23 protein-coding genes and 1 riboswitch are annotated in these 24078 nt (G+C 68.5%); of the genes, 9 read left to right on the forward strand and 14 right to left on the reverse strand.

All coding sequences use genetic code 11. The features are described 5' to 3' along the window. The first annotated feature begins 62 nt into the window (after positions 1 to 62). Positions 63 to 1709, forward strand: coding sequence for a DNA repair helicase XPB (locus tag ACQPWU_RS55725; protein WP_433435210.1), 1647 nt, complete (start codon positions 63 to 65; stop codon positions 1707 to 1709). A gap of 227 nt (positions 1710 to 1936) precedes the next feature. Here ACQPWU_RS55725 and ACQPWU_RS55730 read toward each other — a convergent pair whose 3' ends face one another. Further along, entirely contained in the window at positions 1937 to 2272 is a 336-nt protein-coding gene (locus ACQPWU_RS55730; protein WP_433435211.1) for a hypothetical protein, read from the reverse strand. 390 nt (positions 2273 to 2662) lie between these two features. Between ACQPWU_RS55730 and ACQPWU_RS55735 the strand changes: the two genes are divergently transcribed. Together ACQPWU_RS55735 and ACQPWU_RS55740 are read left to right on the forward strand one after the other, a co-directional pair. Further along, positions 2663 to 4663: a HelD family protein gene (locus ACQPWU_RS55735; RefSeq protein ID WP_433435212.1), complete on the forward strand. Its 2001-nt coding sequence runs from the start codon at positions 2663 to 2665 to the stop codon at positions 4661 to 4663. A gap of 88 nt (positions 4664 to 4751) precedes the next feature. Continuing rightward, entirely contained in the window at positions 4752 to 5282 is a 531-nt protein-coding gene (locus ACQPWU_RS55740) for a YbhB/YbcL family Raf kinase inhibitor-like protein (RefSeq protein ID WP_433435213.1), read from the forward strand. Positions 5283 to 5360: 78 nt separating this feature from the next. Here ACQPWU_RS55740 and groL read toward each other — a convergent pair whose 3' ends face one another. The 5 genes from groL to ACQPWU_RS55765 all read right to left on the reverse strand — a co-directional run bounded on the left by groL (position 5361) and on the right by ACQPWU_RS55765 (position 10277). Beyond that, positions 5361 to 6986: a chaperonin GroEL gene (gene groL / locus ACQPWU_RS55745; RefSeq protein ID WP_433435214.1), complete on the reverse strand. Its 1626-nt coding sequence runs from the start codon at positions 6984 to 6986 to the stop codon at positions 5361 to 5363. Between the two features lie 524 nt (positions 6987 to 7510). Continuing rightward, entirely contained in the window at positions 7511 to 7711 is a 201-nt protein-coding gene (locus ACQPWU_RS55750) for a cold-shock protein (protein WP_238503559.1), read from the reverse strand. 244 nt (positions 7712 to 7955) lie between these two features. After that, a complete protein-coding gene (locus ACQPWU_RS55755) occupies positions 7956 to 8231 on the reverse strand; it encodes a MoaD/ThiS family protein (RefSeq protein ID WP_433435215.1) in 276 nt (91 codons plus the stop codon). Between the two features lie 24 nt (positions 8232 to 8255). Further along, entirely contained in the window at positions 8256 to 9488 is a 1233-nt protein-coding gene (gene thrC, locus ACQPWU_RS55760; protein WP_433435216.1) for a threonine synthase, read from the reverse strand. A 13-nt stretch (positions 9489 to 9501) separates the two neighbouring features. Further along, positions 9502 to 9643, reverse strand: a riboswitch (SAM riboswitch). Between the two features lie 79 nt (positions 9644 to 9722). Further along, complete coding sequence (locus ACQPWU_RS55765) at positions 9723 to 10277, reverse strand: RNA polymerase sigma factor (protein WP_433435217.1); 555 nt, start codon at positions 10275 to 10277, stop codon at positions 9723 to 9725. Between the two features lie 31 nt (positions 10278 to 10308). Between ACQPWU_RS55765 and ACQPWU_RS55770 the strand changes: the two genes are divergently transcribed. Next, positions 10309 to 11739: an alpha,alpha-trehalose-phosphate synthase (UDP-forming) gene (locus tag ACQPWU_RS55770; protein WP_433435218.1), complete on the forward strand. Its 1431-nt coding sequence runs from the start codon at positions 10309 to 10311 to the stop codon at positions 11737 to 11739. An 8-nt stretch (positions 11740 to 11747) separates the two neighbouring features. On the opposite strand, the gene ACQPWU_RS55775 is transcribed toward ACQPWU_RS55770, so the two are convergent. Genes ACQPWU_RS55775 through ACQPWU_RS55785 form a run of 3 tightly spaced genes read right to left on the reverse strand, consistent with a single transcriptional unit; the run spans position 11748 to position 13465 of the window. Further along, positions 11748 to 12320: a hypothetical protein gene (locus ACQPWU_RS55775; RefSeq protein ID WP_433435219.1), complete on the reverse strand. Its 573-nt coding sequence runs from the start codon at positions 12318 to 12320 to the stop codon at positions 11748 to 11750. A 35-nt stretch (positions 12321 to 12355) separates the two neighbouring features. Beyond that, positions 12356 to 13126, reverse strand: coding sequence for a trehalose-phosphatase (gene otsB / locus ACQPWU_RS55780; RefSeq protein WP_433435220.1), 771 nt, complete (start codon positions 13124 to 13126; stop codon positions 12356 to 12358). Positions 13127 to 13165: 39 nt separating this feature from the next. Then, positions 13166 to 13465 carry a DUF3263 domain-containing protein gene (locus ACQPWU_RS55785; protein ID WP_433435221.1) on the reverse strand — a complete coding sequence of 100 codons (300 nt, stop codon included), beginning with the start codon at positions 13463 to 13465 and terminating at the stop codon, positions 13166 to 13168. Between the two features lie 111 nt (positions 13466 to 13576). On the opposite strand from ACQPWU_RS55785, the gene ACQPWU_RS55790 reads away from it, so the two are divergent. From ACQPWU_RS55790 to ACQPWU_RS55810, 5 genes are all read left to right on the forward strand, one after another. After that, the gene (locus ACQPWU_RS55790) at positions 13577 to 14383 is read left to right on the forward strand and encodes an SAM hydrolase/SAM-dependent halogenase family protein (protein WP_433435222.1); all 807 of its coding nucleotides are present in this window, start codon (positions 13577 to 13579) and stop codon (positions 14381 to 14383) included. A gap of 192 nt (positions 14384 to 14575) precedes the next feature. Continuing rightward, entirely contained in the window at positions 14576 to 15073 is a 498-nt protein-coding gene (locus tag ACQPWU_RS55795; RefSeq protein WP_433435223.1) for a hypothetical protein, read from the forward strand. Continuing rightward, positions 15070 to 16236, forward strand: coding sequence for a S8 family serine peptidase (locus tag ACQPWU_RS55800; protein ID WP_433435224.1), 1167 nt, complete (start codon positions 15070 to 15072; stop codon positions 16234 to 16236). Before ACQPWU_RS55795 ends, ACQPWU_RS55800 begins: the two co-directional genes overlap by 4 nt. 26 nt (positions 16237 to 16262) lie before the next feature. Beyond that, entirely contained in the window at positions 16263 to 16667 is a 405-nt protein-coding gene (locus tag ACQPWU_RS55805) for a Zn-ribbon domain-containing OB-fold protein (RefSeq protein ID WP_433435225.1), read from the forward strand. Continuing rightward, the gene (locus ACQPWU_RS55810; protein WP_433435226.1) at positions 16664 to 17848 is read left to right on the forward strand and encodes a lipid-transfer protein; all 1185 of its coding nucleotides are present in this window, start codon (positions 16664 to 16666) and stop codon (positions 17846 to 17848) included. Before ACQPWU_RS55805 ends, ACQPWU_RS55810 begins: the two co-directional genes overlap by 4 nt. A 50-nt stretch (positions 17849 to 17898) precedes the next feature. On the opposite strand, the gene ACQPWU_RS55815 is transcribed toward ACQPWU_RS55810, so the two are convergent. From ACQPWU_RS55815 to ACQPWU_RS55835, 5 genes are all read right to left on the reverse strand, one after another. Further along, complete coding sequence (locus ACQPWU_RS55815; protein ID WP_433435227.1) at positions 17899 to 18912, reverse strand: ABC transporter ATP-binding protein; 1014 nt, start codon at positions 18910 to 18912, stop codon at positions 17899 to 17901. Then, on the reverse strand, positions 18899 to 19933 hold the full coding sequence (locus ACQPWU_RS55820; protein WP_433435228.1) for an ABC transporter ATP-binding protein: 1035 nt from the start codon (positions 19931 to 19933) through the stop codon (positions 18899 to 18901). Before ACQPWU_RS55820 ends, ACQPWU_RS55815 begins: the two co-directional genes overlap by 14 nt. Positions 19934 to 19946: 13 nt before the next feature. Then, on the reverse strand, positions 19947 to 20921 hold the full coding sequence (locus ACQPWU_RS55825; RefSeq protein ID WP_433435229.1) for an ABC transporter permease: 975 nt from the start codon (positions 20919 to 20921) through the stop codon (positions 19947 to 19949). Then, on the reverse strand, positions 20914 to 21858 hold the full coding sequence (locus tag ACQPWU_RS55830) for an ABC transporter permease (RefSeq protein ID WP_433435230.1): 945 nt from the start codon (positions 21856 to 21858) through the stop codon (positions 20914 to 20916). The genes ACQPWU_RS55825 and ACQPWU_RS55830 overlap by 8 nt, the downstream gene beginning before the upstream one ends. A gap of 128 nt (positions 21859 to 21986) precedes the next feature. Continuing rightward, a complete protein-coding gene (locus tag ACQPWU_RS55835; protein WP_433435231.1) occupies positions 21987 to 23627 on the reverse strand; it encodes a peptide ABC transporter substrate-binding protein in 1641 nt (546 codons plus the stop codon). Positions 23628 to 24078: the final 451 nt, after the last annotated feature.

Consider the following 24078-nt stretch of genomic DNA (forward strand, 5'->3'; position numbering starts at 1 on the left):
CGGGATCAGGAGACGATGGTCCTGTTGCGCGAGGCCCCGTACGAACCCACGGAGAAGTCCCAGTGAGCGATGGACCGCTGATCGTCCAGTCAGACAAGACACTGCTGCTCGAAGTCGATCACGAACGAGCGGGCGACTGCCGTAAGGCGATCGCGCCGTTCGCCGAGCTCGAGCGCGCTCCAGAACACGTACACACCTACCGCGTCACCCCCCTGGCCCTCTGGAACGCCCGTGCCGCGGGGCACGACGCCGAGCAGGTCATCGACGCGCTGATCAGCTTCAGCCGCTACCCCGTGCCGCACGCGCTGCTGGTGGACATCGCCGAGACCATGGCCAGGTACGGCCGGCTGCGGCTGGAGAAGGACCCGGGCAACGGCCTGGTGCTGACCTCCACCGACCGGGCGGTCCTGGAGGAGGTGCTGCGCTCCAAGAAGATCCAGCCGATGCTGGGCGAGCGGCTCGGCGCCGACTCGGTCGTCGTGCACCCGAGCGACCGTGGCAACGTCAAGCAGGCCCTGCTCAAGCTGGGCTGGCCGGCGGAAGACCTGGCCGGCTACGTGGACGGCGAGCACCACCCGATCAAGCTGCTGCAGGACGGCTGGGGGCTGCGGCCGTACCAGCGGGAGGCGGCAGACGCGTTCTGGAACGGCGGCTCCGGCGTGGTCGTGCTGCCCTGTGGCGCGGGCAAGACCATCGTCGGCGCGGCCGCCATGGCGCACGCACAGGCCACCACGCTCATCCTGGTGACGAACACGGTCTCGGCCCACCAGTGGAAGACCGAGCTGCTCAAGCGCACGTCGCTGACCGAGGACGAGATCGGCGAATACTCCGGCTCGAAGAAGGAGATCCGCCCGGTCACCATCGCCACGTACCAGGTGATGACGACCAGGCGTAAGGGCGTCTACTCGCACCTGGAGCTGTTCGACGCCCGCGACTGGGGCCTCGTCGTCTACGACGAGGTGCACCTGCTGCCCGCGCCGATCTTCAGGATGACCGCCGACCTGCAGGCACGCAGGCGCGTCGGGCTGACCGCGACGCTGGTGCGCGAGGACGGGCGCGAGGGCGACGTGTTCTCGCTGATCGGGCCCAAGCGGTACGACGCGCCCTGGAAGGAAATGGAGAACCAGGGCTGGATCGCGCCCGCCGACTGCGTGGAGGTACGCGTCACGCTGACGGACGAGGAGCGGCTGGCGTACGCGATGGCCGAGTCCGAGGAGCGCTACCGCTTCTGCGCCACCACACCGTCCAAGACGCACGTGACCGAGGCGCTGGTCCGCCGTCACCTGGGCGAGCAGGTGCTGGTCATCGGCCAGTACATCGACCAGCTCGACGAGCTCGGCGAGCACCTCAACGCACCGGTCATCAAGGGCGAGACCAGGGTCAAGGAGCGCGAGCGGCTCTACCAGGCGTTCCGCGACAAGGAGATCCAGGTGCTGGTGGTGTCGAAGGTGGCGAACTTCTCCATCGACCTGCCGGAGGCGGCCATCGCGATCCAGGTGTCGGGCACGTTCGGCTCACGCCAGGAAGAGGCCCAGCGGCTCGGCCGGGTGCTGCGGCCCAAGGCCGACGGCGGGGGCGCCCGGTTCTACACGATCGTCAGCAGGGACACGGTGGACCAGGAGTTCGCTGCGCACCGGCAGCGGTTCCTGGCCGAGCAGGGGTACGCTTACCAGATCATCGACGCCGACGACGTGTTCGGCGAGGTGTAATGCCCGGCCGCTCGTCTCGAGCGGCCAGGCATGTTCAGCGTGGTCTCACGTCCACGAGACTCCTCGGGCCGAAGACAATCGAACCACCCCCCTCACCTGCGTACTATCACGCCGCCTGCGACATACCCCCATGATCCGACAAACCCACCTGATATGCCCGAATTTTTCGGTATTACCCGTTAGTTAACCTATCGGTGGGTTCACTGCGGCGAGGCGCGGTCCGGCTCTTACCGCACCATCAGGCCACCGAGGAACAGCACGCCCTCCGCGACGACCCAGGAGACCACGCCCACGCCCATGATCCGCCCGAACGTGCGCGGGTCGTTCCTGGACCACGGAAGGAGCCAGGCGGCCGCCGTGCAGCCGGCGGCGAGCACGGCGAACAGCCCTGACGCCGTGGAGACCGTACCAAGACGCTGGGAGCACGTCGAAGCGGACTCGCCGCCCGCGCAGAACGCCTCCAGGCCCCAGTCCGCGAACACCGACAACGTCCAGAGAGTTGCGAGCAGGAAGCTCGCGATCGTGGGAATGATCGGCGAGAAACGCAGCTGAATCCGCGCCATCACCAATCCCTACCCCTCCCGGACAACCGCTACTCGCCCGCCCTGACCGGCCTCCCATGTCCTCGTCCCGCGTCCCGTCGGCGACGTGCCTGGGCGCCGCACGCATTGCGCCGAGCACCGCCGTGCACCGTCCCGCCGTACCGGCATCCGAGGGACCCGCACGGGCGAAGCGCGCCGCCACCCGTCTCGCCGACGACCTGTGCGACGTCCCGACATGCCGCGCCCCGTAGGCGAGAGGTGGCGCGCGGCGGGCCCGGGAGACAGAAGCCCGGCCAGCCGAAACGGCGGACGCGGCCGGGAAATGCTTTGGAAGCCACCCGGCGTCGCCATTAGACTGGCCGATTCGCTGCCTTAACCACCTCCGAACACCACCCAGGGAGGCGCTTTCGCATGCCCGGACACCAACTGGCCCCCGACATACCCTCCGACGTGCTCGCCGCCGAGCAGGCGCACCTGGCCCAGTCCAGGGCCGCGCTCAAGGCCATGCGCGCACACGCCCAGTCTCTGTCCGCGGACGCGGCGGGTGACTGGGTGTCGCAGCAGATCCTCCAGGCCCTTCTCGACCAGCGCGTGGCCGCGCTCGCCGACCACCCGGACACGCCGCTGTTCTTCGGCCGCCTCGACCGCACCGCAGGCGACGACCTGCCCAGCACGATCTACGTCGGCCGCCGTCACGTGCACGACGGCGGCAGCAAGCCCCTGGTCATCGACTGGCGCGCCCCCGTGTCGCGCGCGTTCTACCAGGCCAGCCCCACCGACCCCATGGGCGTCGCACGGCGGCGCCGCTTCGGCTACCACGGCGGCGCACTGACGGCGTTCGAGGACGAGCCGCTCGGCGACGGCACTGAGATCGGCCCGTCGAAGATCCTCACCGACGAGATCGAACGTCCCCGAACCGGCCCGATGCGCGACATCGTCGCGACGATCCAGCCGGACCAGGACGAGATCGTCCGCTCCACCCTGGCCCAGACGGTATGCGTCCAGGGCGCGCCAGGCACGGGGAAGACCGCCGTGGGCCTGCACCGGGCGGCGTACCTCCTGTTCACCCACCGCGAGCGCCTCGCCAGGGCCGGCGTCATGATCGTCGGCCCCAACCGCGCCTTCCTCTCCTACATCTCCTCCGTCCTCCCCGCGCTCGGCGAGGTCAAGGTCGACCAGACCACGGTCGCGGGACTGCTCGGCGCGCACGCGGCGCCGGAGGACCCGATGGTGGCGGCGATGAAGGGCGACGCCAGGATGGCGGCGGTGCTCGAGCGCGCGCTCTGGCTGCACATCGTGAAGCCCGAGGAGGGCGTGGTGTTCACCAAGGGGGCATACCGCTACAGGGTGGCCGACTACGAGGTACGCGAGATCGTGGCCTCCTTGCGCGGCACCACGCGATACAACCCGGGCCGCGCGGCGCTGGCCCAGCGGTTGGCTCACATGGTTCTGGTACGAATGGAGCAGCGCGGCGAGTCGCCCGATGACCGGGTTCAGGACGCCGTGGCCAGGTCGAAACCGGTGAAGCAACTCGTAGATACGGTCTGGCCTAAACTAACGCCAGAACAGGTCCTTTATCGTCTGCTCGCAGATCCGGAATTTCTCGCCAAAGCCGCTAAATCTGATTTGTCGCCAGAAGAGCAAGAACTGCTCATTTGGCGGAAACCGTACCGCGGCTGGAAGTCCGCCAAATGGTCGGCCGCGGATGCCGCTCTCCTGGACGAGCTCGGCGACCTGATGGAACGCACAGCGTCCCTGGGCCACCTGGTGGTGGACGAGGCCCAGGACCTTTCCGAGATGCAGCTGAGAGCGCTCGGCCGCCGCTGCCGCAACGGCTCGGCCACGGTCCTGGGCGACCTGGCCCAGGGCACGACCCCATGGTCGACCAGCTCCTGGGAGTCGGTGCTCGAGCACCTGGGCCAGCGCGAGGGCGAGGTGACGGAGCTCACGCTCGGCTTCCGCGTGCCGCGGGAGGTCCTCGACTACGCCGCCCGCCTGCTCCCCTCCATCGCCCCCGAGCTGGCCGCTCCCCGCTCGCTCCGCCCTGGCCTGGGCTCGCTCACGGTACGTCCCGGCGGCTCGGTCGCGGAGGCCGCCGCCGAGGCCCTCGCCAGAGAGGGCTCCATCGGCGTCATCGTCCCGGACGCCCTGATCACCGAGGTCTCCCGCGCGCTGGCCGGCCTTCCCCACGCCGTACTGGACCCGGACTCCGCCGAGGAGCACCGCCTCCTGATCGTCCCCGCGACCCTGGCCAAGGGCTTGGAATACGACCACGTCATCGTCGTGGAGCCCGCGGACATCGTCGCGGCCGAGCCCCGGGGCCTGGCCAGGCTGTACGTGGTGCTGACCCGAGCTGTCACGTCACTGACGGTCCTGCACGACAAGCCCTTGCCCGCCGAGCTGACGGCCTAGGCGCGAAACGGACTGATCACCTGACTGGCGGCGGGCACGGCCACTTCTAGGATGGCTGGGCAACCAGCTCTCAACCTAGGAGGATGCCGTGCCCGCACCGCTTCCACACGAATACCTGCCGTCGGTTCCCGCGCTCGTGGTCGAGAGCGACGACATCCAGGACGGCGAGAGGCTGAGCGACCTCCACGTCTTCAACGACTGGGGCATGACGGGCCAGAACCAGTCGCCCCACCTGCGCTGGTCGGGCGCGCCTGCCGAGACCCGCGGCTACGCCGTCACCTGCTACGACCCAGACGCCCCCACGGGTAGCGGCTTCTGGCACTGGGTGCTGTTCGACGTCCCGGCCTCCGTGACCGAGCTGCCCGGGGGCGCGGGCACCGGCCCTGAGTTCAAGGGCCTGCCCGCCGGGGCGATCCACGCCCGCAACGACTACGGCAAGAAGGAGTACGGCGGGGCGGCCCCGCCTCCCGGTGCCCCGCACCGCTACGTCTTCACGGTCCACGCCCTGGGGGTCGACAAGCTGGGCGTGGACAGCGACACCAGCCCGGCGGTGGTGGGCTTCAACATCACCGCCAACACCGTGGCCCGCGGCCACATCATCCCCGTCTACGGCGTATGACCGGCGGATCCATCCTGATACGCACAAGGGCGGCCCGGGAGACCCGGGCCGCCCTGCGTTCGAACAGCGAGGAAAGACCTAGAAGTCCATGTCGCCGCCGCCCGGCATGGCCGGAGCGGCAGGGGTCTTCTCGGGCTTCTCCGCGATGACGGCCTCGGTGGTGAGGAAGAGCGCCGCGATGGAGGCGGCGTTCTGCAGCGCGGAGCGCGTCACCTTGGCCGGGTCGAGGATGCCCGCCTCGAACATGTTGACGTACTCGCCGGAAGCGGCGTTCAGGCCCTCACCCGGGGTGAGGTTGCGGACGCGCTCCACCACGACGCCGCCCTCGAGGCCGGCGTTGACCGCGATCTGCTTCAGCGGCTCCTCCAGAGCCTTGCGCACGATCGCCGCGCCCGTGGCCTCGTCACCGTTGAGCTCGAGCTTGTCGAAGGCCTTGGCGCCGGCCTGCAGCAGCGCCACGCCACCACCGGGCACGATGCCCTCCTCGACGGCCGCCTTGGCGTTGCGCACGGCGTCCTCGATGCGGTGCTTGCGCTCCTTCAGCTCGACCTCGGTCGCGGCACCGGCCTTGATGACCGCCACGCCACCGGCCAGCTTGGCCAGACGCTCCTGGAGCTTCTCGCGGTCGTAGTCGGAGTCGGTGCGCTCGATCTCGGCACGGATCTCGTTGACCCGCCCCGCGATCTGCTCGGCGTCACCGGCGCCGTCCACGATCGTGGTCTCGTCCTTGGTCACCACGACCTTACGGGCGCGGCCGAGCAGGTCGAGGGTGGCGTTCTCGAGCTTGAGACCGACCTCCTCGGCGATGACCTGGCCACCGGTAAGGATCGCGATGTCGGCCAGCATCGCCTTGCGACGGTCGCCGAAGCCCGGGGCCTTGACGGCCACGGAGCGGAACAGGCCGCGGATCTTGTTGACGACCAGGGTCGCCAGGGCCTCGCCCTCGATGTCCTCGGCGATGATCAGCAGCGGCTTGCCCGACTGGACGACCTTGTCGAGCAGCGGCAGCAGGTCCTTGTTGGCCGAGATCTTGCTGTTGACGATCAGGATGTACGGGTCCTCGAGCACGGCCTCCATGCGGTCCGAGTCGGTGACGAAGTACATCGACGTCATGCCCTTGTCGAAGCGCATGCCCTCGGTGAGCTCGAGCTCGAGGCCGAAGGTGTTGCTCTCCTCGACGGTGATGACGCCTTCCTTGCCGACCTTGTCCATCGCCTCGGCGATGAGCGAGCCGATCTCGGGGTCGGCGGCGGAGATGGAGGCGGTGGAGGCGATCTGCTCCTTGGTCTCCACGTCCTTGGCCAGCTTGGAGAGCTCCTCGCTGACGCGCTCGACGGCAGCCTCGATGCCCTTCTTCAGGGCCATCGGGTTGGCGCCGGCGGCGACGTTACGCAGACCCTCACGCACCAGCGCCTGGGCGAGCACGGTGGCGGTGGTGGTGCCGTCACCCGCGACGTCGTCGGTCTTCTTGGCGACTTCCTTGACCAGCTCTGCGCCGATCTTCTCCCAGGGGTCCTCGAGCTCGATCTCCTTGGCGATGGACACACCGTCGTTGGTGATCGTGGGAGCGCCCCACTTCTTCTCCAGCACGACGTTGCGGCCCTTGGGACCCAAGGTCACCTTGACGGCGTCGGCGAGCTGGTTCATACCGCGCTCGAGACCGCGCCGGGCGTCCTCGTCAAACGCGATCATCTTGGCTGCCATAAGGCTAGACCTCCCAGATGCAGGGTGGCTTGTCGTGGACCGAGCCGACGCCCGCGACGGCATGGGTCAGCATCTCCTTCGGCAGACCCCATCGTCCCGATCCGAGTTGGCACTCTGCTGTAGAGAGTGCCAACGAACTGTTTAGCACTCTACCCTGCCGAGTGCAAGCGAGAGACCTCCCCCGGGTGTTCCTTCCCAGGTGAGGGAGCGCCGACGCCTGGACTGAGGAGCGCAGGGAGCGTAGCGACCAAAGCGACGAGGGAAGGCGGCGGCTCCCCAGCGACCGAGCCGCCTCCGCGAAGTGGAGGCCATGAACACGCGAGGGAGCGCCGACGCCTGGACCGAGGAGCAGCGGAAGCGAAGCGACCAGAGCGACGAGGGAAGGCGACGGCTCCCCAGCGACATGAAGGTGCGGCGAGCCACCCCATGCGGCTCGCCGCACCCGAGTCGACGAAAGAAAGGTGGCAGGTTCACACGGACTGCGCTGCCGCGCGACCCTGCCGGTGCATACCAGCGGGGGCGTATCAGACCGCGCGAACGGCCTCTGCTTGGGGACCCTTCTGGCCCTGCGTGATCTCGAACTCGACTCTCTGCCCCTGTTCGAGAGCTCTGTACCCGTCCATCAGGATCGCTGAGTAATGGACGAATACATCCTTACCACCGTCTACCGCGATGAAGCCGTAGCCCTTGTCCGCGTTGAACCACTTGACGGTGCCCTGCGCCACTTCCGACTCCTCTTACTGGGCCCACAGATCTCGCCCATTCCTCCGCGAGACCCGTAATCACCTGACTTAACGGAAAATCAGCCAGACGATCGCCCTCGACCATACCTGTGGCACGGGGTTTGGCAACAGAGTCAATCCACAAACGTCGCATTTCTTCGCATCGAAGGCCGTTGAAAGGTTCATTTGGCCTGGAAAAGCAGAAGGCGCCCACTAGGGGCGCCTTCAACACTGTGATCTATGGCACTCAGCCGCCGGCGACTGCCGGGATGATAGAGATCTGAGTGCCCTCAGGTGCTGGAGTGTCGAGCCCGTCGACGAATCGGACATCCTCTTCCCCAACGTAAACGTTGACGAAACGCCGAATCTTGCCCGATTCATCCAGAATTCTCGCGCCGATCCCCGGGTAGTCGGAGTCGAGCTTGACGAGGACGTCACGAAGAGTCGCGCCCTCGCCACTGACTTCCGCGTTGCCCCCGGTGTACGTGCGCAGAATGGTGGGAATCCGCACAGTAACGCTCATGGTTAAACTCGCCTTTCCTGGTTGTCAGACAGCCGCGCGGAACGCGTCGAGGGAGGGCCGGATCACGGCCGTGGGCTTGGCGTCGTCGCTGATCGCGTCGAGCGTCTTGAGTCCGTCGCCCGTGTTGAGCACCACGGTCTCGGCCTCGGGATCGAGCCGCCCGCTCTCGGCCAGCTTCTTCAGCACGCCCACGGTGACCCCGCCCGCGGTCTCGGCGAAGACGCCCTCGGTCGAGGCCAGGAGCTTGATCGCGGCCACGATCTCGGCGTCGGTGACGTCCTCGACGGCACCCCCGGTGCGCCGGGCGATGTCCAGCACGTAAGGCCCGTCGGCCGGGTTGCCGATGGCCAGCGACTTGGCGATGGTGTCGGGCTTGACCGGCTGCACGACGTCATGCCCGGCCTTGTACGCGGTGGAGACCGGCGAGCATCCGGCCGCCTGGGCTCCGAAGATCTTGTACGCCGTGTCCTCGACCAGGCCCAGCTGGATCAGTTCCCGGAAGCCCTTGTCAATCTTGGTGAGCTGCGAGCCCGAGGCGATGGGGATGACGATCTGCTCCGGCAGCCGCCACCCGAGTTGCTCGGCGATCTCGTACGCGAGCGTCTTGGAGCCCTCGGCGTAGTACGGCCGCAGGTTGACGTTGACGAACCCCCACTTGTCGCCCAGCGGGTCGCCGATCAGCTCCGAGCAGAATCTGTTGACCTCGTCGTACGTGCCGTCGATGCCGATCAGCTTGCCGCCGAACACGCGGGCCATAGCGATCTTCGCCGTTTCGAGATTGGCCGGGATGAACACGCACGCCTCGAGCCCGGCCCGCGCCGCCGCGGCGGTGACCGCACCCGCGAGATTGCCGGTGGAGGAGCAGGAAAGCGTGTGGAAGCCGAAGTTACGCGCCGCCTCGACGGCGATCGCCACCACGCGGTCCTTGAATGAATGAGTGGGGTTGCCCGAGTCGTCCTTGACGTACAGGGACTTGAGACCGAGTGCGCGCCCGAGGTTTCCGGCCTTGACCAGTTTGGTCCATCCCGGGTTCATGTTGGGTTTACTGGCGACGTCGACAGGGACGGGGAGCAACGACCGGTAACGCCAGATGTTGGCGGGGCCCGACTCGATGTCCGCCCGGGTCACGGTGCCGAAGGAATAGGCCGCTTCGAGCGGCCCGAAACACTCCAGACACGCGAAGCTGGGACCGAGGGGGTAACGCGTACCGCACTCGCGGCAGGACAGACCGACAGCAGGACCAAAGTCAAGCGACATGAAGCGAGGCCTTCCCTCATCTTCGCCCGCGGCCACCTTGACCGCAGACCGGAATTGGCACCTTGTCCCGGTCGGCCTCGCCAGGTCGCGAGCCTCAAGCCGGGAGGGTTGCCGGGGCTTCGTAGGGCCGGTCCCTCCACCCCTCTGGATGAGCAATATTCAGTTGTTGAAATGGACTCTACCTGCCCAGGGGGCCGAAATGGCTACTCGTCTCAGAACTTGAGACGTGCCGTCTCAACGGTAGTCCTCACCCAGCACTCCCTGCACGTATTTGCGCGCCTGGTGAATGCGCGACTTGGCGGTGCCGAGCGGGATGCCGAGCTGCTCGGCCACCTCGCTGTAGTCGAGCTGGACGATGTCGCGCAGCACCAACGCCTGTGCCAGGTCGGGCTTGTCGGCCTCCAGCGCCTCCATGGCGTCGAGCAGGTCCAGCCGCGAGCCGGCGATCACGCTCACCCGCCGCACGTCGGGCTTCTGCACGGGCAGTTCGTCGGAGCTCTGCTCGGCCGCCCTGCGCTTGAGCGACCTGTACGTGGTGCGCGCGCAGTTGGCCGTCACGATGTGGAGCCAGGTGCTGAATCTCGCCCGGCCCTCGAACCGCCCGATGTTGCGCGCCACGGCCAGCAACGTGTCCTGCGAGGCCTCTTCGGCGTCCTGGTGGTAGGGCAGGATCCGGGCGCAGTGACGCATCACATCGGGCTCGATTCGCGCCAGAAGCTCGCCAAGTGCGCGATGATCTCCTGCAGCGGCGGAGCGGGCGAGTTCCTCGGTTAGCTCATCAAGCGCCATAGCTGGGATCCTATGGGCGAAGGGAGCGTAGATGAACAGCGTCCTGGTGGCCTCCAACAGAGGACCGGTCTCGTTCACCGTGTCCGACGACGGTGAGCTGACCATGAAGCGCGGTGGCGGCGGCCTGGTGTCAGGGCTGTCCGGGGTGGCCAGGAAAGAGGGCGTCCTGTGGGTGTGCGCGGCGCTGTCCGACGGCGACCGCAGCGCGGTTCGCCTGGCGCCCGGCGGCAGGATCGACCACGCCGGCTACGACACCGGCCCGCTGCGCATGCTCGACATCCCGCCCGCCATCTTCCACCGGGCCTACAACGCCGTGGCCAACTCGACCCTGTGGTTCGTCAACCACCTGCTCTACGACATCCCCAACGCGCCCAACTTCGGCACGAGGTTCGAACGCGAGTGGGAGTCCTACCGCGACTACAACGGCGCCTTCGCGCTGGCGCTGGCCGAGGAGGCCGGCCACGGCGCCCGCGTGATGGTGCAGGACTACCACCTGACGCTGACCCCCGCGATGCTCCGCGCCGAGCGGCCCGACCTGCGCATCGCCCACTTCAGCCACACCCCGTGGGCGCCGCCCGAATACTTCTCGCTGCTGCCCGACGAAGTGGCCGGAGAGGTCCTGGAGGGCATCCTGGGCGCCGATCACGCCGGGTTCCTCACCGACCGGTGGGCGCAGGCGTTCATGGACTGCTGTGAGGCGCTGCTGGGCGCGGAGGCCGACCGCGCCGGCCGCAGCGTCACCTACGAGGGCAGGACCACCCGCATCGGCGTCCACAGCCTGGGCGTGGACGGCGAGGCGCTGTGGGAGCGGGCCTGCGAGCCCGACGTCGAGTCGCACATGGCCGCGCTCAGGGAGCAGGTGGGCGACCGGCGGCTGATCGTCCGCATCGACCGCACCGAGCTGTCGAAGAACATCGTGCGCGGCCTGGTGGCCTACCGCGAGTTCCTCGACGCGCACCCCGAGTGGCACGGAAAGGTGGTGCATCTGGCCTTCGCGTACCCGAGCCGGCACGACCTGCCCGAATATCGCGAGTACACCGCGTCGGTGCAGCGCTGCGCCCAGGAGATCGAGGACGAGTACGCCACCGAGGACTGGGACCCGCTGATCCTCAACGTCAACGACGACTACCCGCGCTCTCTGGCCGCGTACCGGATGGCCGACGTGCTGCTGGTCAACCCCATCCGCGACGGGATGAACCTGGTCGCCAAGGAGGGCCCGGTCCTGTCGCCGCGCTGCGCGCTGGTGCTCTCACGCGAGGCGGGGGCGGCGGCCGAGCTGGGCCCGCACGCCCTCGTGGTCAACCCGTACGACATCAGCGGCACTGCCGCCGCGCTGCACCAGGCGCTCGTCATGCCGGAGGACGAGCGCCGGATGCGCCGCGACAAACTGCACGCGGCGGCCACCGCCCTGCCGCCGCAGAAGTGGCTCGCGGCCCAGCTCGACGCCCTCGCCGAGATCTAGGGTGGTCCTCAGCTCCAGTCGGCGTTCTTGAGCACGTCGGCCAGCCCCGGCGTGTCCCACTGGTCGACGACCAGGATCTTGCTCTTCGGCAGGTACCACTCGCGCTGCGTGAAACGGGCCAGCACCTTCGTGCCGGAGTAGCCGGCGCAGGTGGACCGCCACGCGTTGTAGGCGGCCTTGTGCCCCGCCCCGACCTGGCGCAGGCCCCTCGTGACCTCGGGACCGATCCTTTCGCCCCACTTCTTGTTGACCGGGCAGGGCTGTACGTCGCTCGCCGTGTAGAACGGGTCCTTGCCGGTGTAGGGGCCGAACCACTCCCGGCCGTGCTTGATGTACTTGGGGCCGAAGACGTAGAAGGCGTCGCACTCGGGCGTGCCCCATCCCTGCGGCTTGGCGCACTTGCCGGTCACGATCTGCACCGCGTCCGTGCCGGCGCCGTGGACCTTCCACTTGATGGGGATGTAGAGGGTCAGGCCGTTACGCAGCTTGAGCGGCTGGGCGGGCGCGGCGCTCGCGGGCATGGAGACGGCGAGGAGGGTGGCAGCGGCCACGGCCGCGGCGGCGAGGTATCGCTTGGACATGCGCCCGACCCTAGGCAGCGAGACTTGCAGACCAATCACGAACGACTGAAAGCCGACGCAAGTTCTTGCAGCAGCGCCACGACTCCGTCGGGCCCGTCCACCACGATGTCGGCCTGCTCCGCCAGGGCGGTGACCTCGGCGGAGCCGCTGCACACGGTCACGCCGGGCAGCCCGGAGGTGCGTACGGCCTCGAACGCGGCCAGGTCGCCCAGATCGTCGCCGACGAACATGACGGACCTGGCGGCCCGCTCGGCCAGGAACAGGCTGAGCGCCTGCCCCTTGTCCATGCCGGGCGGCCGCAGCTCCAGCACGAAACGCCCGGGCTCGACCACCAGGCCGTGCTTCTCGGCCAGCTTGGCCAGCGGCTCGCGCAGCCTGGCCAGCGCGCCCTCGGGGTCGGGACTGCGCCTGGTGTGCACGGCCACGGCCCGGCCCTTGTCCTCGACGGCCACGCCCTCCAGGCCGAACGCGTCGAGCAGCAGCGGCAGCTCCGCCTCGGCCCGGAGCACGCCCGGAGGGGGCGGGGGCCCGGAGATCCGGCCGTTCTCCCAGCGCTCGAAGCCGTAGTGCCCGAGCACGACCAGCCCGGGCACGTCGGCCAGGCCGGGCCCGAGCTCCAGAGCGGTGGCCGGCGGCCTGCCGGTCACAATGGCCACCGCCAGGACGTGGGCACCCAGCTCGGCGAGCACCTCGGGGGCCTTCGGGTGGATCACGGCCTTGGCGGGGTCGGGCACGATCGGCGACAGGGTGCCGTCGAAATCGAGCCCGATCACGGCGCCGGCCGGATCCTTCAAGATCGCTTCCATTCCAGGGATGTTCCTCACGCGGCTGCCGTACCCAGCCGGTCAGGGACGCATGCCGAGCCTTCTGGCCGCACGGTCACGCCTGCGGGTGGATCGTAACCTGCGCAGCCTCTTGACCAGCATGGGATCGTGCTCGAGTGCCTCCGGCCTGTCGATCAACTCACCGAGCAACTGGTAATAGCGCGTGGCGGAGAACCCGAAGCTCTCCTTGATGGCGTGCTCCTTCGCACCCGCGTAGCGCCACCACTGGCGCTCGAAGGCGAGGAGTTCGATATCGCGTTCTGAGAGTGGTTGGCCGGACGGTTCCTGGGCAGCATTGTCACCGCTGAGCGGTGCTCCCATGGTGTCCTCCTCGAAAGGGGCGTGAGCCGATGCGCGCAGGCGGCCCGTCCTCATCGTAATGTGCCGAGTGCGGCTGTTCACGGCGGATTGAGAGACGTACAGTCACGAAATGTGACCTCAGTCATCACACTCCTCACCGACTATGGGCTCGAAGACGGCTATGTGGCGGCGTGTCATGGAGTGATCGCCGGGATCGCCCCTGAGGCGCGGGTGATCGACGTGTGTCACCTGGTCCCCGCGGGAGACGTACGGCGTGGTGCGGCGATTCTCGCCCAGACCATCCCCTACCTCCCCCAGGGCATCCACATCGGCGCGGTCGATCCCAGCGCGGGCGGCGCCAGGCGCGCGGTGGCCGTCGAGGCGGGCGGCCGGGTGTTCATCGGCCCCGACAACGGGCTGCTGTCGTGGGCGGTGCGCGCCAGCGGCGGCGCCGAGGCCGCGTACGAGATCAGCAACGACGCGCACTTCCTGCGGCCGGTCTCCCCCACCTTCCACGGGCGCGACGTGTTCTCGCCGGTCGCGGGGCGGCTGTGCGGCGGGCTGCGAACGTCCGACCTGGGGCCCGAGGTGCCGGTCGGCCGGCTGGTCTCGTTGCCCGAGCCGACCTCGCTGCTGCGCGACGGCTCGGTGGAGGGCGAGGTCGTCTCGGTCGACCGCTACGGCAACACCCAGCTCTCGATCGCGGCCGGCGACCTGCAGGCGCTCGGCGTACGGGTGGGCGACACGCTCGGGGTATGGCTCGGGCGGAGGCAACTCGCGCTGCCGTACCGGGAGACGTTCGCGGCGGTGCCGCCCGGGGAGCTGGTGGCGTTCGCGGACTCGGCGGGGCTGGTCGCGATCGCGGTCAATTCCGGCGACGCGGCGCAGCGGCTGGGGCTCCCACCTGGAGCACATGTCCGACTTTCCCCTACCCCTTAGGTCGAACTTCGCAGATCGGAATTACTCCGCGTATCGGTCTGTTCACCAAATGACCTCCAGTCACGTGTCAGAATGCACGCGCGGGCATCCTCCCCTCCCGCTCGAGATCTCCCGCTCGAGGTCAACGTGTTCCAACTGTCCGTTGTGCTGCTCTCCATACTTTCCGTGATCTGGCCGCTACCGGAGCCGCCCGTGTCAGAGCGCTGGCGTGCGTGGCCGGTGGCGCAGATCTTCCCCGAGACCGTGCCCGGCGTGAGCCCGTCGGGGGCACGGATCACGTACGTGCTGGCCGGGGTCGCGCCCGAAGCGCCCTGCCGGACGGCGTTCCAGCCCGCCGCCGTATTACGCGGCTGCCGCATGGCCCTGCGCGCCACGTACGCCGACAGCACGCAGACGTTCGTCGCCACCGTGGGCATCGCCGTGCTCGACAGGGTCTGGTCAGGCTCTTCCCGCACGGGGCGGCCCGCGACCGTGCGGCCGGTGGCCTTTCCCGAGGGGCCCGCGGAGAGGTTCGGCGAGCGGCAGTACTTCACCGGGGTGGTCGTCGGATCCTACGAGCACTACATGGTGGCGACGGCCGCGGGATACGCCGACGGCAGACCGTACCAGCCGGGTGACCGCCTCGTGCCGCGGCTGCGCGACGCCGCGCGGCAGATCGCGACGGCGCTGCTCCGGGCGCTGACCCGATGAGCCGGCTCATCGTCCCCGCCCTGGTGGCCGCTCTGGTGGTCGGGGTCGCCCCGGCGAGCGCCTCCGACGACGTGGGCTTCGACCACGTGGGAGAGATGGCGCGGGCCGGGCAGTGGCAACTCGCCGCGATGCGGCTGCCCGAGGCGTGGCGGTCGAGCAAGGGCGAGGGCGTGGTCGTGGCCGTGCTCGACACCGGCGTGAACGGCCGCCACCCCGACCTGCGGGGCGCCGTGATCCAGGGCCCCGACCTGACCGGCGCCGCCAAGGGGCTCTGGGGGCGGCACGGGACCGCCATGGCCAGCCTGATCGCCGGGCGCGGCCACGGCGACGAGCGCAGGGGCGGCGTCATCGGGGTGGCCCCCGCGGCCAAGGTGCTGTCCATCAGGGTCACGCTGGAGAACGGCGACCCGCTGCGTGTGCAGCAGCGCTCCGGCGGGCGCGACGCGCTGGCCAAGGGCATCCGGTACGCGGTCGACCACGGCGCCGACGTGATCAGCATGTCGCTGGGCGGCGGCAGCGGCGCCTGGGAGGGCTCGGCATCGGAGGAGGAGGCCGTCCAGTACGCGATCGCCAATGGGGCGGTGCTGGTGGCCTCGTCGGGCAACGACGGCGAAACGGCCAACAGGATGAACTTCCCCGCCGCCTACCCCGGGGTGATCGCCGTGGGGGCGGTGGACAAATCGCTGCGCGTGGCCGGGTTCTCCAACCGCCAGGACTACCTCTCGGTGGTGGCCCCCGGCACGGAGATCGTCACGGCCGACGGGGACGACTCGTACGTGGTGAGCGACGGCACCAGCTCGGCGGCGGCCATGGTGGCGGGCATCGCGGCCCTGATCAAGGCGGCGCATCCGGACATGTCGCCGTACCACGTGCGGATGGCCATCGAGCTCGGCACCCGGAAACGGCCCGCGGACGGCCACAGCCCGGCCTACGGGCACGGGGTGGCCAACGCGCTGCTCGCCCTGCGGGAGGCCGACCGCCTGGACGTGCCCGCACCGCCCCCCGCCCGGCCGGGGCCGTACTTCGGCGATGGGCCACCGCCTGTTTCCAGGTGGCCGGTGGTGGCGGGCATGGTGATGCTGGTGGCGGCGATGTCGGCGCGCGTGATCGTGCGCCACCGCAAGCGCCGCAGGCGATCCACGAAGACGACTCTCCCAACCTAGCAAGCGCTTGTGCGATACTCCGGACTATGACGTTTGCGATCGAGGGCTGGTTCGCCATCGACGAAGACGGCGTCTTCCTCCTGGGCGTCAGGTGCGCCACCTGCGGGACCGTCTGCTTCCCGCCCCGTAGCGGCCTCTGCCCCAATCCGCGCTGCGAGGAGACGTCGATGGAGGAGATCCGGCTTCCACGCCGCGGGAGGGTGTGGTCGTACACGAACGCCTGTTACCCGCCCCCGGCGCCCTACGTCGCGGCGGAGCCGTACGTGCCGGTGACGCTGGCCGCGGTGGAGCTCGACGAGGTGGGGATCGTGGTGCTCGGGCAGGTCAAGGGCCTCACGGTGGCGGAGCTCGAGGTGGGCATGGAGCTGGAGCTCACCTCGGGACCGCTGGCCGACGGGCCGCTGGTGTGGATGTGGGAGCGGGCCTCATGAGCGTGGTGGTGCTGGGCGTCGGGATGCATCCGTGGGGGAAGTGGGGCCGGCCCTTCCTGGAGTACGGGGTGGCGGCGGCCCGCGCGGCCCTGCGCGACGCGGGGGTGGCGTGGACCGACGTGGAGTTCGTGGTCGGGGCGGACACGATCAGGAACGGCTACCCGGGCTTCATCGCGGGAGCCTCGTACGCCCAGGCGCTGGGCTGGTCGGGTGCCAGGGTCGCGTCCTGCTACGCGGCCTGCGCCTCGGGCGCCCAGGCCGTGGACATCGCCCGCACGCGCATCCTGGCGGGCCTGTGCGACGTGGCGCTCGTGATGGGGGCGGACTCGACCCCGAAGGGCTTCTTCAAGCCGGTCGGCGGGGACCGTCCGGACGACCCTGACTGGCAACGCTTCCGGCTGCTGGGCGCCACGAACCCCGCCTATTTCGCCCTCTACGCCCGCAGGCGCATGGCCCTGTACGGCTCGAGCCCGGCCGACTTCGCCGCCGTCAAGGTCAAGAACTCGCTGGCCGGATCGCTCAACCCCATGGCCCGCTACCGCAATCCCGTCACCGCCGAGGAGGTGCTGGCCTCCCCCATGGTCGCCGACCCGCTGCACCTCATGGACATCTGCGCCACCTCGGACGGGGGCGCGGCGGTGGTCCTGGCCTCCGAGCCCTACGCCCGGCGGCGGGGCCTGCCCGCCTCGGTACGCGTGGCCGCCGTGTCCACCGTCACCCCGACCTTCCCCAACACGATCCTGGAGCTGCCGAACTTCGCCACCGACTCCAGCGCCGCCGTACCCGCCCCTGAGAGGCCCTTCAGAGCGGCGATCGCGCACGCGGCCTACGAAGAGGCGGGGGTCGGGCCGGAGGACGTCTCTCTGGCGGAGGTGTACGACCTTTCCACGGCACTGGAGCTGGACTGGATGGAGGACGTCGGCCTGTGCCCGCCCGGCGAGTCGGCCAAGCTCCTGCACGACGGGGAGACGGGGCTGAGCGGCCGGATCCCGGTCAACCCCTCGGGCGGACTGGCCTCCTTCGGCGAGGCGATCCCCGCCCAGGCGATCGCCCAGCTCTGCGAGCTCACCCTCCAGCTGCGAGGTGGGGCGGGCCCGCGCCAGATTGCGGGCGCCCGCGTCGGCCTCGCCGTCAACCAGGGCCTCTTCGGCCACGGCTCCGCCCTGATCGCCACAACATAACTCGAAGGCCCTCCGAGGAGAGCTCCTCGGAGGGCCTTGGTACGCAGGTGTCAGCCCACGTGCACCACGTCGTGCGTCTCCGCGAAGTGGCAGGCGCTCTCGTGCCCGGTGCCCGGCCGCACCTGCAGCAGCGGCTCCTCCTCGGCACAGATCGCCTGCGCCTTCCAGCACCGGGTACGGAAGCGGCACCCCGACGGCGGATTGGCCGGGGACGGCGGGTCACCCTGGAGGATGATCCGCTCCCGCTGCTCCCGCCCGTCCGGGTCCGGCACCGGCACCGCCGACAGCAGTGCCTGCGTGTACGGATGCGCCGGCCGGTCGTAGATCTCCGTGTCCTTGCCGAGCTCCACGAACTTGCCGAGGTACATCACGCCCACCCGGTCGGAGATGTGCCGCACCACCGACAGGTCATGGGCGATGAAGATGTACGCCAGGTTGAACTCGTTCTGCAGCCGCTCGAGCAGGTTGATCACCTGCGCCTGGATGGACACGTCCAGGGCGGACACCGGCTCGTCACAGACGATGATCTCCGGCTGGAGGGCCAGCCCTCGGGCGATGCCGATGCGCTGCCGCTGCCCTCCGGAGAACTGGTGCGGGTAGCGGTTGATGTGGTCGGGGTTGAGCCCCACCACCTCCAGCAGCTCCTGCACCTTCTTGCGACGGCCGCCCCGGGGCGCCACCTCGGTGTGGATCTCGTACGGCTCGCCGATGATGTCGCCGACGGTCATCCGGGGGTTCAGCGAGGTGTACGGGTCCTGCATCACCATCTGGATGTTGCGGCGCATCCGCTTGAGCTCGCCGCCCTTGGCCCTGCCGATGTCGCGGCCGTTGATCTTCACCGAGCCGGAGGTGGGCCGCTCCAGCGCCATCAGCACCTTGGCGAGCGTGGACTTGCCGCAGCCCGACTCGCCCACGATGCCCAGCGTCTCGCCCCTGTGCAGGTCGAACGACACGCCGTCGACGGCCTTGATCGCACCGATCTGCCGCTTGAAGACGATGCCCTGGGTCAGCGGGAAGTGCTTGACCAGGTCCCGAACCTCGAGGATGCGCTCACCGATCGCCATCGAGGACCTCCCTCCAGTAGTGGCACGCGCTGCCTCTGGTGCCGCTGATCTCGTGGAGCGGGGGGACGTCGGTCACGCAGTCGTCCTGCCGGTACGGGCACCGGGGATGGAACGCGCAACCGGTAGGCAGGTCGAGCAGGTTGGGCGGCAGGCCCTTGATCGCGTACAGGTCCTGGCCCTTGAGGTCGACCCGGGGGATCGACTCGAGCAGGCCCTTCGTGTACGGGTGGGCGGGCCCCTTGTAGATGTCGTGCACGGGGGCGTTCTCCACGATGCGCCCCGCGTACATGACGGCGATCTTGTCGGCCACGTCGGCCACGACGCCGAGGTCGTGCGTGATCAGGATCAGGCCCATCTGGCTCTCGCGCTGCAGCTCGGCCAGCAGCTCCATGATCTGCGCCTGGACGGTCACGTCGAGCGCCGTGGTCGGCTCGTCCGCGATCAGCACCTCGGGGTCCAGCGCGATCGACATCGCGATCATGATGCGCTGCCGCATGCCCCCGGAGAACTGGTGCGGATAGTCGTTCACGCGCTGCCTGGCCGCCGGGATGCGCACCCGGTCCATCAGCTCGACGGCCTTCTTCATGGCGTCGCCCTTGGACATGCCCCGGTGCACCCGGAACATCTCGCTGATCTGCCAGCCCACGGTGAACACCGGGTTGAGCGCGGAGAGCGCGTCCTGGAAGATCATCGCGATGCGCTGGCCGCGCACCTGCGTGCGTGCCTCTTCCGACAGCCTGAGCAGATCGGTGCCCTTGAAGCGGATCTCCCCCTTGGGGATGACCGCCGGCGGCATGTCCAGGATGCCCATGATCGCCTGCGCGGTCACGGACTTGCCCGAACCCGACTCGCCCAGCACGGCGAGCGTCTCGCCTGGGGCGACCGTGTAGCTCACGCCGTTCACCGCGTGGACGGCCCCCTGGCGCGTGTGGAACTCCACGTGCAGGTTGTCGACCGCGAGCAGTGGTTCGTCGCCCAGCCCTCCCTCGGCGGGCAACACATCTGTTGACGTCTTCTTCACTTGATCCCCCCTTCTACCTGAGCTTCGGGTCGAGAGCGTCGCGTACGGCGTCGCCCATCATGATGAAAGCGAGCACCGTGATGCAGAGGAACACGGCTGGGAACACCAGCGGCAGCGGCGCCTCCAGGAACCTGGGTCGCGCGTCGGCGATCATGAGGCCCCAGGAGATGTCCGGCGACTGCACGCCGACGGCGAGGAACGACAGCGCCGCCTCGGCCGCGATGAAGCCTCCGAGGTTGATCGTGGCCACGACGATGACCGGGGCCAGCGAGTTGGGCAGCAGGTGGCGGAACATGATCCGCCCGGCTCCCGCTCCCAGCGCCCTGGCCGCTACCACGAAGTCCTGGTTCTTCGCGGTGATCACGGCTGCTCTCATGATGCGGAACGTCATCGGCCAGCCGAGCACCGCCAGCGCGATGATGACCAGCAGGATGCTGTTGGCCCTGCCGCGGAACGTGGCCGCGATGAGCAGCGCGCCGAGGATCGGGGGGATGGCGAAGAAGATCTCGGTGACCCGCGACGACACCGTGTCGACCACGCCGCTGCGGTAGCCGGCCACGATGCCGAGCAGGCCGCCGATGAGCGTGGTGATGATCGTGGTGAACACGCCGATCAAGATCGAGTTGCGTGCACCGTAGATCGTCCTGGCGTAGACGTCGCATCCCAGGTTGTCCTTGCCGAACAGGTGGCCGGCGCCGGGCACGTGCCTGGCCGTGGACAGATCGCAGGTCCTGGCGTTGTACGGGTCGATCGAGGTGAACAGCGACGGCCAGAACGACATGACCAGCAGGATCAGGATGATGATCACCGAGATGATGAACATCGGCCGCCGTCTGAGGTCGTACCAGGCGTCGGTCCACAGGCTGGCCGGCTTGCCGTCCTTGGGCTTCTTGCCATGTCGTGCCGGCGCCGGGGCTGTCACCGTGTCGGTGACCAGGGTCTGCGTCTCCGGGAGTCCGGGCCCCACCGGCGGGGTTGGGTTACTCATAGCGGATCCTCGGGTCGAGCACGGCGTACAACAAGTCGACGACCAGGTTGGCCAGGATGTAAATCAGCACCAGGATGGTCACGATACCCACGACAATTGGTTGTTCTCGCAAGTAGACGCTCGTGTAGAGCTGATTCCCGATCCCCGGCAGGTTGAAGATCGTCTCGGTGATCACCGCGCCGCCCATCAGGTTGCCGAGGTCGGCGCCCAGATAGGTGACCAGCGGGATCAGCGCGTTACGCAACCCATGTCTGCCGATGACGCGGCGTCTCGGCAGGCCCTTGGCCGTGGCCGTGCGTATGTAGTCCGCTCTCAGCGTCTCCGCCAGGCTGGTTCTGGTGAGCCTGGTCAGGTAAGCGATCGACGTTCCCGCGAGCACGAAGCCGGGCAGCATGTAGCTGCGCCAGCCCGCGAACGTGCCCGCGACGGGGAAGATGTCCGCCCCGGTCCACTGCTTGAGCTTCACGCCGAGAACGAGCTGCAGCACGAAGCCGGTCACCAGCGTGGGCACCGAGATGAGCAGCAGCGTGGAGGCGAGGATCATGGTGTCGGTGGCCTTGCCGCGGCGCAGCGCCGCCCACAGTCCGAGGCCGACGCCGATGATCGCCTCCATGACGAGGGCGGTCAGGGCGAGGTTCAGGGTGACCTGGAACTTGCCGGCCATGATCTGGGACACGGGCACGTCGGCGAAGTTCACACCGAAGTCGCCGCGGAAGAGCACGCCGCTGATGTAGTACCAGTACTGCAGCAGCAGCGGATCATTGAGGTGATACTGCTCGCGCAGGACCTCGGCCACCGCGGGGTCCGGACGCTTGTCTCCGAAGAGCGCCGCGATGGGGTCCCCAGGCAGCGCGAAGACGATCACGAAGATGAGTAGGGTGGCGCCGAGCAGGACGGGTATCGCCTGGATCAGACGCCTGATGACATAACGGCCCATTGAAGCCCTCCGGTACATAGCTTGGAGGCAGCCCCCCGGAGCCCATGGTTCACCCGGCTCGGGTGGCTGCCTCCAAGCTCAGCCCTCCTGCGAGTGGGCGGCAAGAGCCGCCCACTTCGCGAATGACGTCAGGCCTTCTCTATGTCCGCCCATTGAACCTGGTTGAGCAGGTTGAGCTTGACATTCTTGACCTTGGTGGAGTGCCCGAAGTTGCTCCGGTAGAAGTAAACCGGGATGTACGGAAGGTCCTTGACCAGGATGTCGTCCGCCTGCTGGTAGAACTTCAGCCCCTCGGCGGGGTCGGCGGCCTGGTCACCCTTGGCCACCAGGTCGTCGAACTCCTTGTTGGAGTAGCCACCGTAGTTGGAGCCGGTGCCGATGGAGCCGGTGCCGAAGATCGGGGTCAGGTAGTTCTCAGCCGACGGGTAGTCGATGGACCAGCCCATACGGAACAGGCCCTTGTACTCCTTGGCGTCCAAGGCGTCCAGGATGCCCTGGAACTTCTCGAACGGCTTCGGCGTGACCTCGATGCCCAGGTTGGCGCGGAGGTTGTTGGCGACCGCCTCGATCCACTCCTTGTGGCCACCGTCGGCGTTGTAGCCCAGCTCGATGGTCTTGGGGCCCTTGGCCGCGTCGTACAGCTTCTTGGCCTCGGCCGGGTTGTACGTGCACGCGGTGCAGGCGCCCTGGCGGTAACCGGGGATGGCCGGGTTGATGAAGTCGTCGGCGGGCGCGCGGGTGCCGGAGAAGACCGTCTCGGTGATGGTCTTCCTGTCGATGGCCAGCGAGATGGCCTTGCGGACGTCCGGGTTCTTGAAGTCCGGGTTGTACTTCAGCGGCACGCCGATGTAGCCGACCGCGGCGTCGGGCTCGTCGAAGTAGCGGTCGCCCAGCGCGGCCTTGGCGCTGGCGATCGCCGAGGCCGGCAGCGAGTCGTCGACATCGAGGTTCTCGGCCTGAAGGTCGTTGTACGCGGTCTCGGCGCTGGTGTAGACCTTGAACTGGAGCTTCTTCCAGTTCTTCGGCTTGGCACCCGGGAACTTGTCGTAGACCGTCATGTCGATGGTCTGGTCGGTGCCCTTCTTGTAGGGCTTGTCCACCTTGAACGCGCCCTGGCCGATCGGCTGCTCGCCGTAGGCCTGGGTCACCTTGCCGTCGGGGCCGAAGGCCGACTTCGGCAGCGGGTAGAAGGCGGTGTAGCCGAGCATCGTCTTGAACTGCGAGAACGGCGCCGTGAGCGTGACCTCGAGCGTGAGGTCGTCGACGACCTTGAGGCCCTTCATCTCCTTGGCCGTCGGCGTCTTGCCCTCACCCGGGTGCACGTCGGCGTAGCCGTCGACGCGGCCGAAGAAGTAGGACGAGGCCATGGCGTTGTCCTGGTTGGCGGCGAAGTTCCACGCGCGGGCGTAGTCCGCGGCGGTCACCGGCGTGCCGTCGTGCCACGTGTAGCCGGACTTGAGCTTGATCGTCCAGACCTTGCTGTCCGACGTGCTGATCGACTCGGCAGCCTCCTCGACTGGCTGCTTGTTCTCGTCGTAGCTCACGAGCGGCGAGAACACAGCGGCGAGGACCTCGGAACCTTCGGTCTCGGTCGTGTTCGGCGGAACCAGGAGCTCCTGGGGCTCACCGATCTCCATGCGGACCGGCGTTTCGCCGCCGCCGGCGGCAGTGCCGCCGCCACTGTCAGAGGCACCGCCGCCACACGCGGCAACCGCGAGGGCGAGCAGCGCGGTACCGGCGACGATCTGTGCGCCCTTAGTAACACGCATGGTGAAAGAATTCCTCCCTCTACAGGTGGGCGTAAGCGCTGAGCTGCGGTGATCGTGAGCAGCCTGACGGGGGGTCCTGGTATCCCCCCGGGTTTGGCTGACATGGTCAAACCAGCCGACGCCCTGCCAGTCGTTCGCGACTATCCCTTACTACTTGCCACCAGGGAGTCTCTGGCGCGTTGCAGTTCGGTCACACGTGCGCCAATCCAGCGTCACAGACATTCGTCGCAAGAAGCATTAAACCGTACAAACACCCCGTAACTGGCACGGCCTGGACGTGAACAGTCGATGAAAATTACCCCCTACAGGAGAGTGGCCGCGCCCTTCCCACCACACCCCGGCCCGCTGGGCTACGGTTGAGCAGGTCTTGACGGCACCTTGGGAACCCGGCGTCGTAAGACTCCGTCCAACTGACTGTCGCCAACCCGCGTGACAGGCACCCCACTGACCT

This window comes from Nonomuraea sp. CA-141351, from assembly GCF_050944675.1.
Classification (GTDB): domain Bacteria; phylum Actinomycetota; class Actinomycetes; order Streptosporangiales; family Streptosporangiaceae; genus Nonomuraea.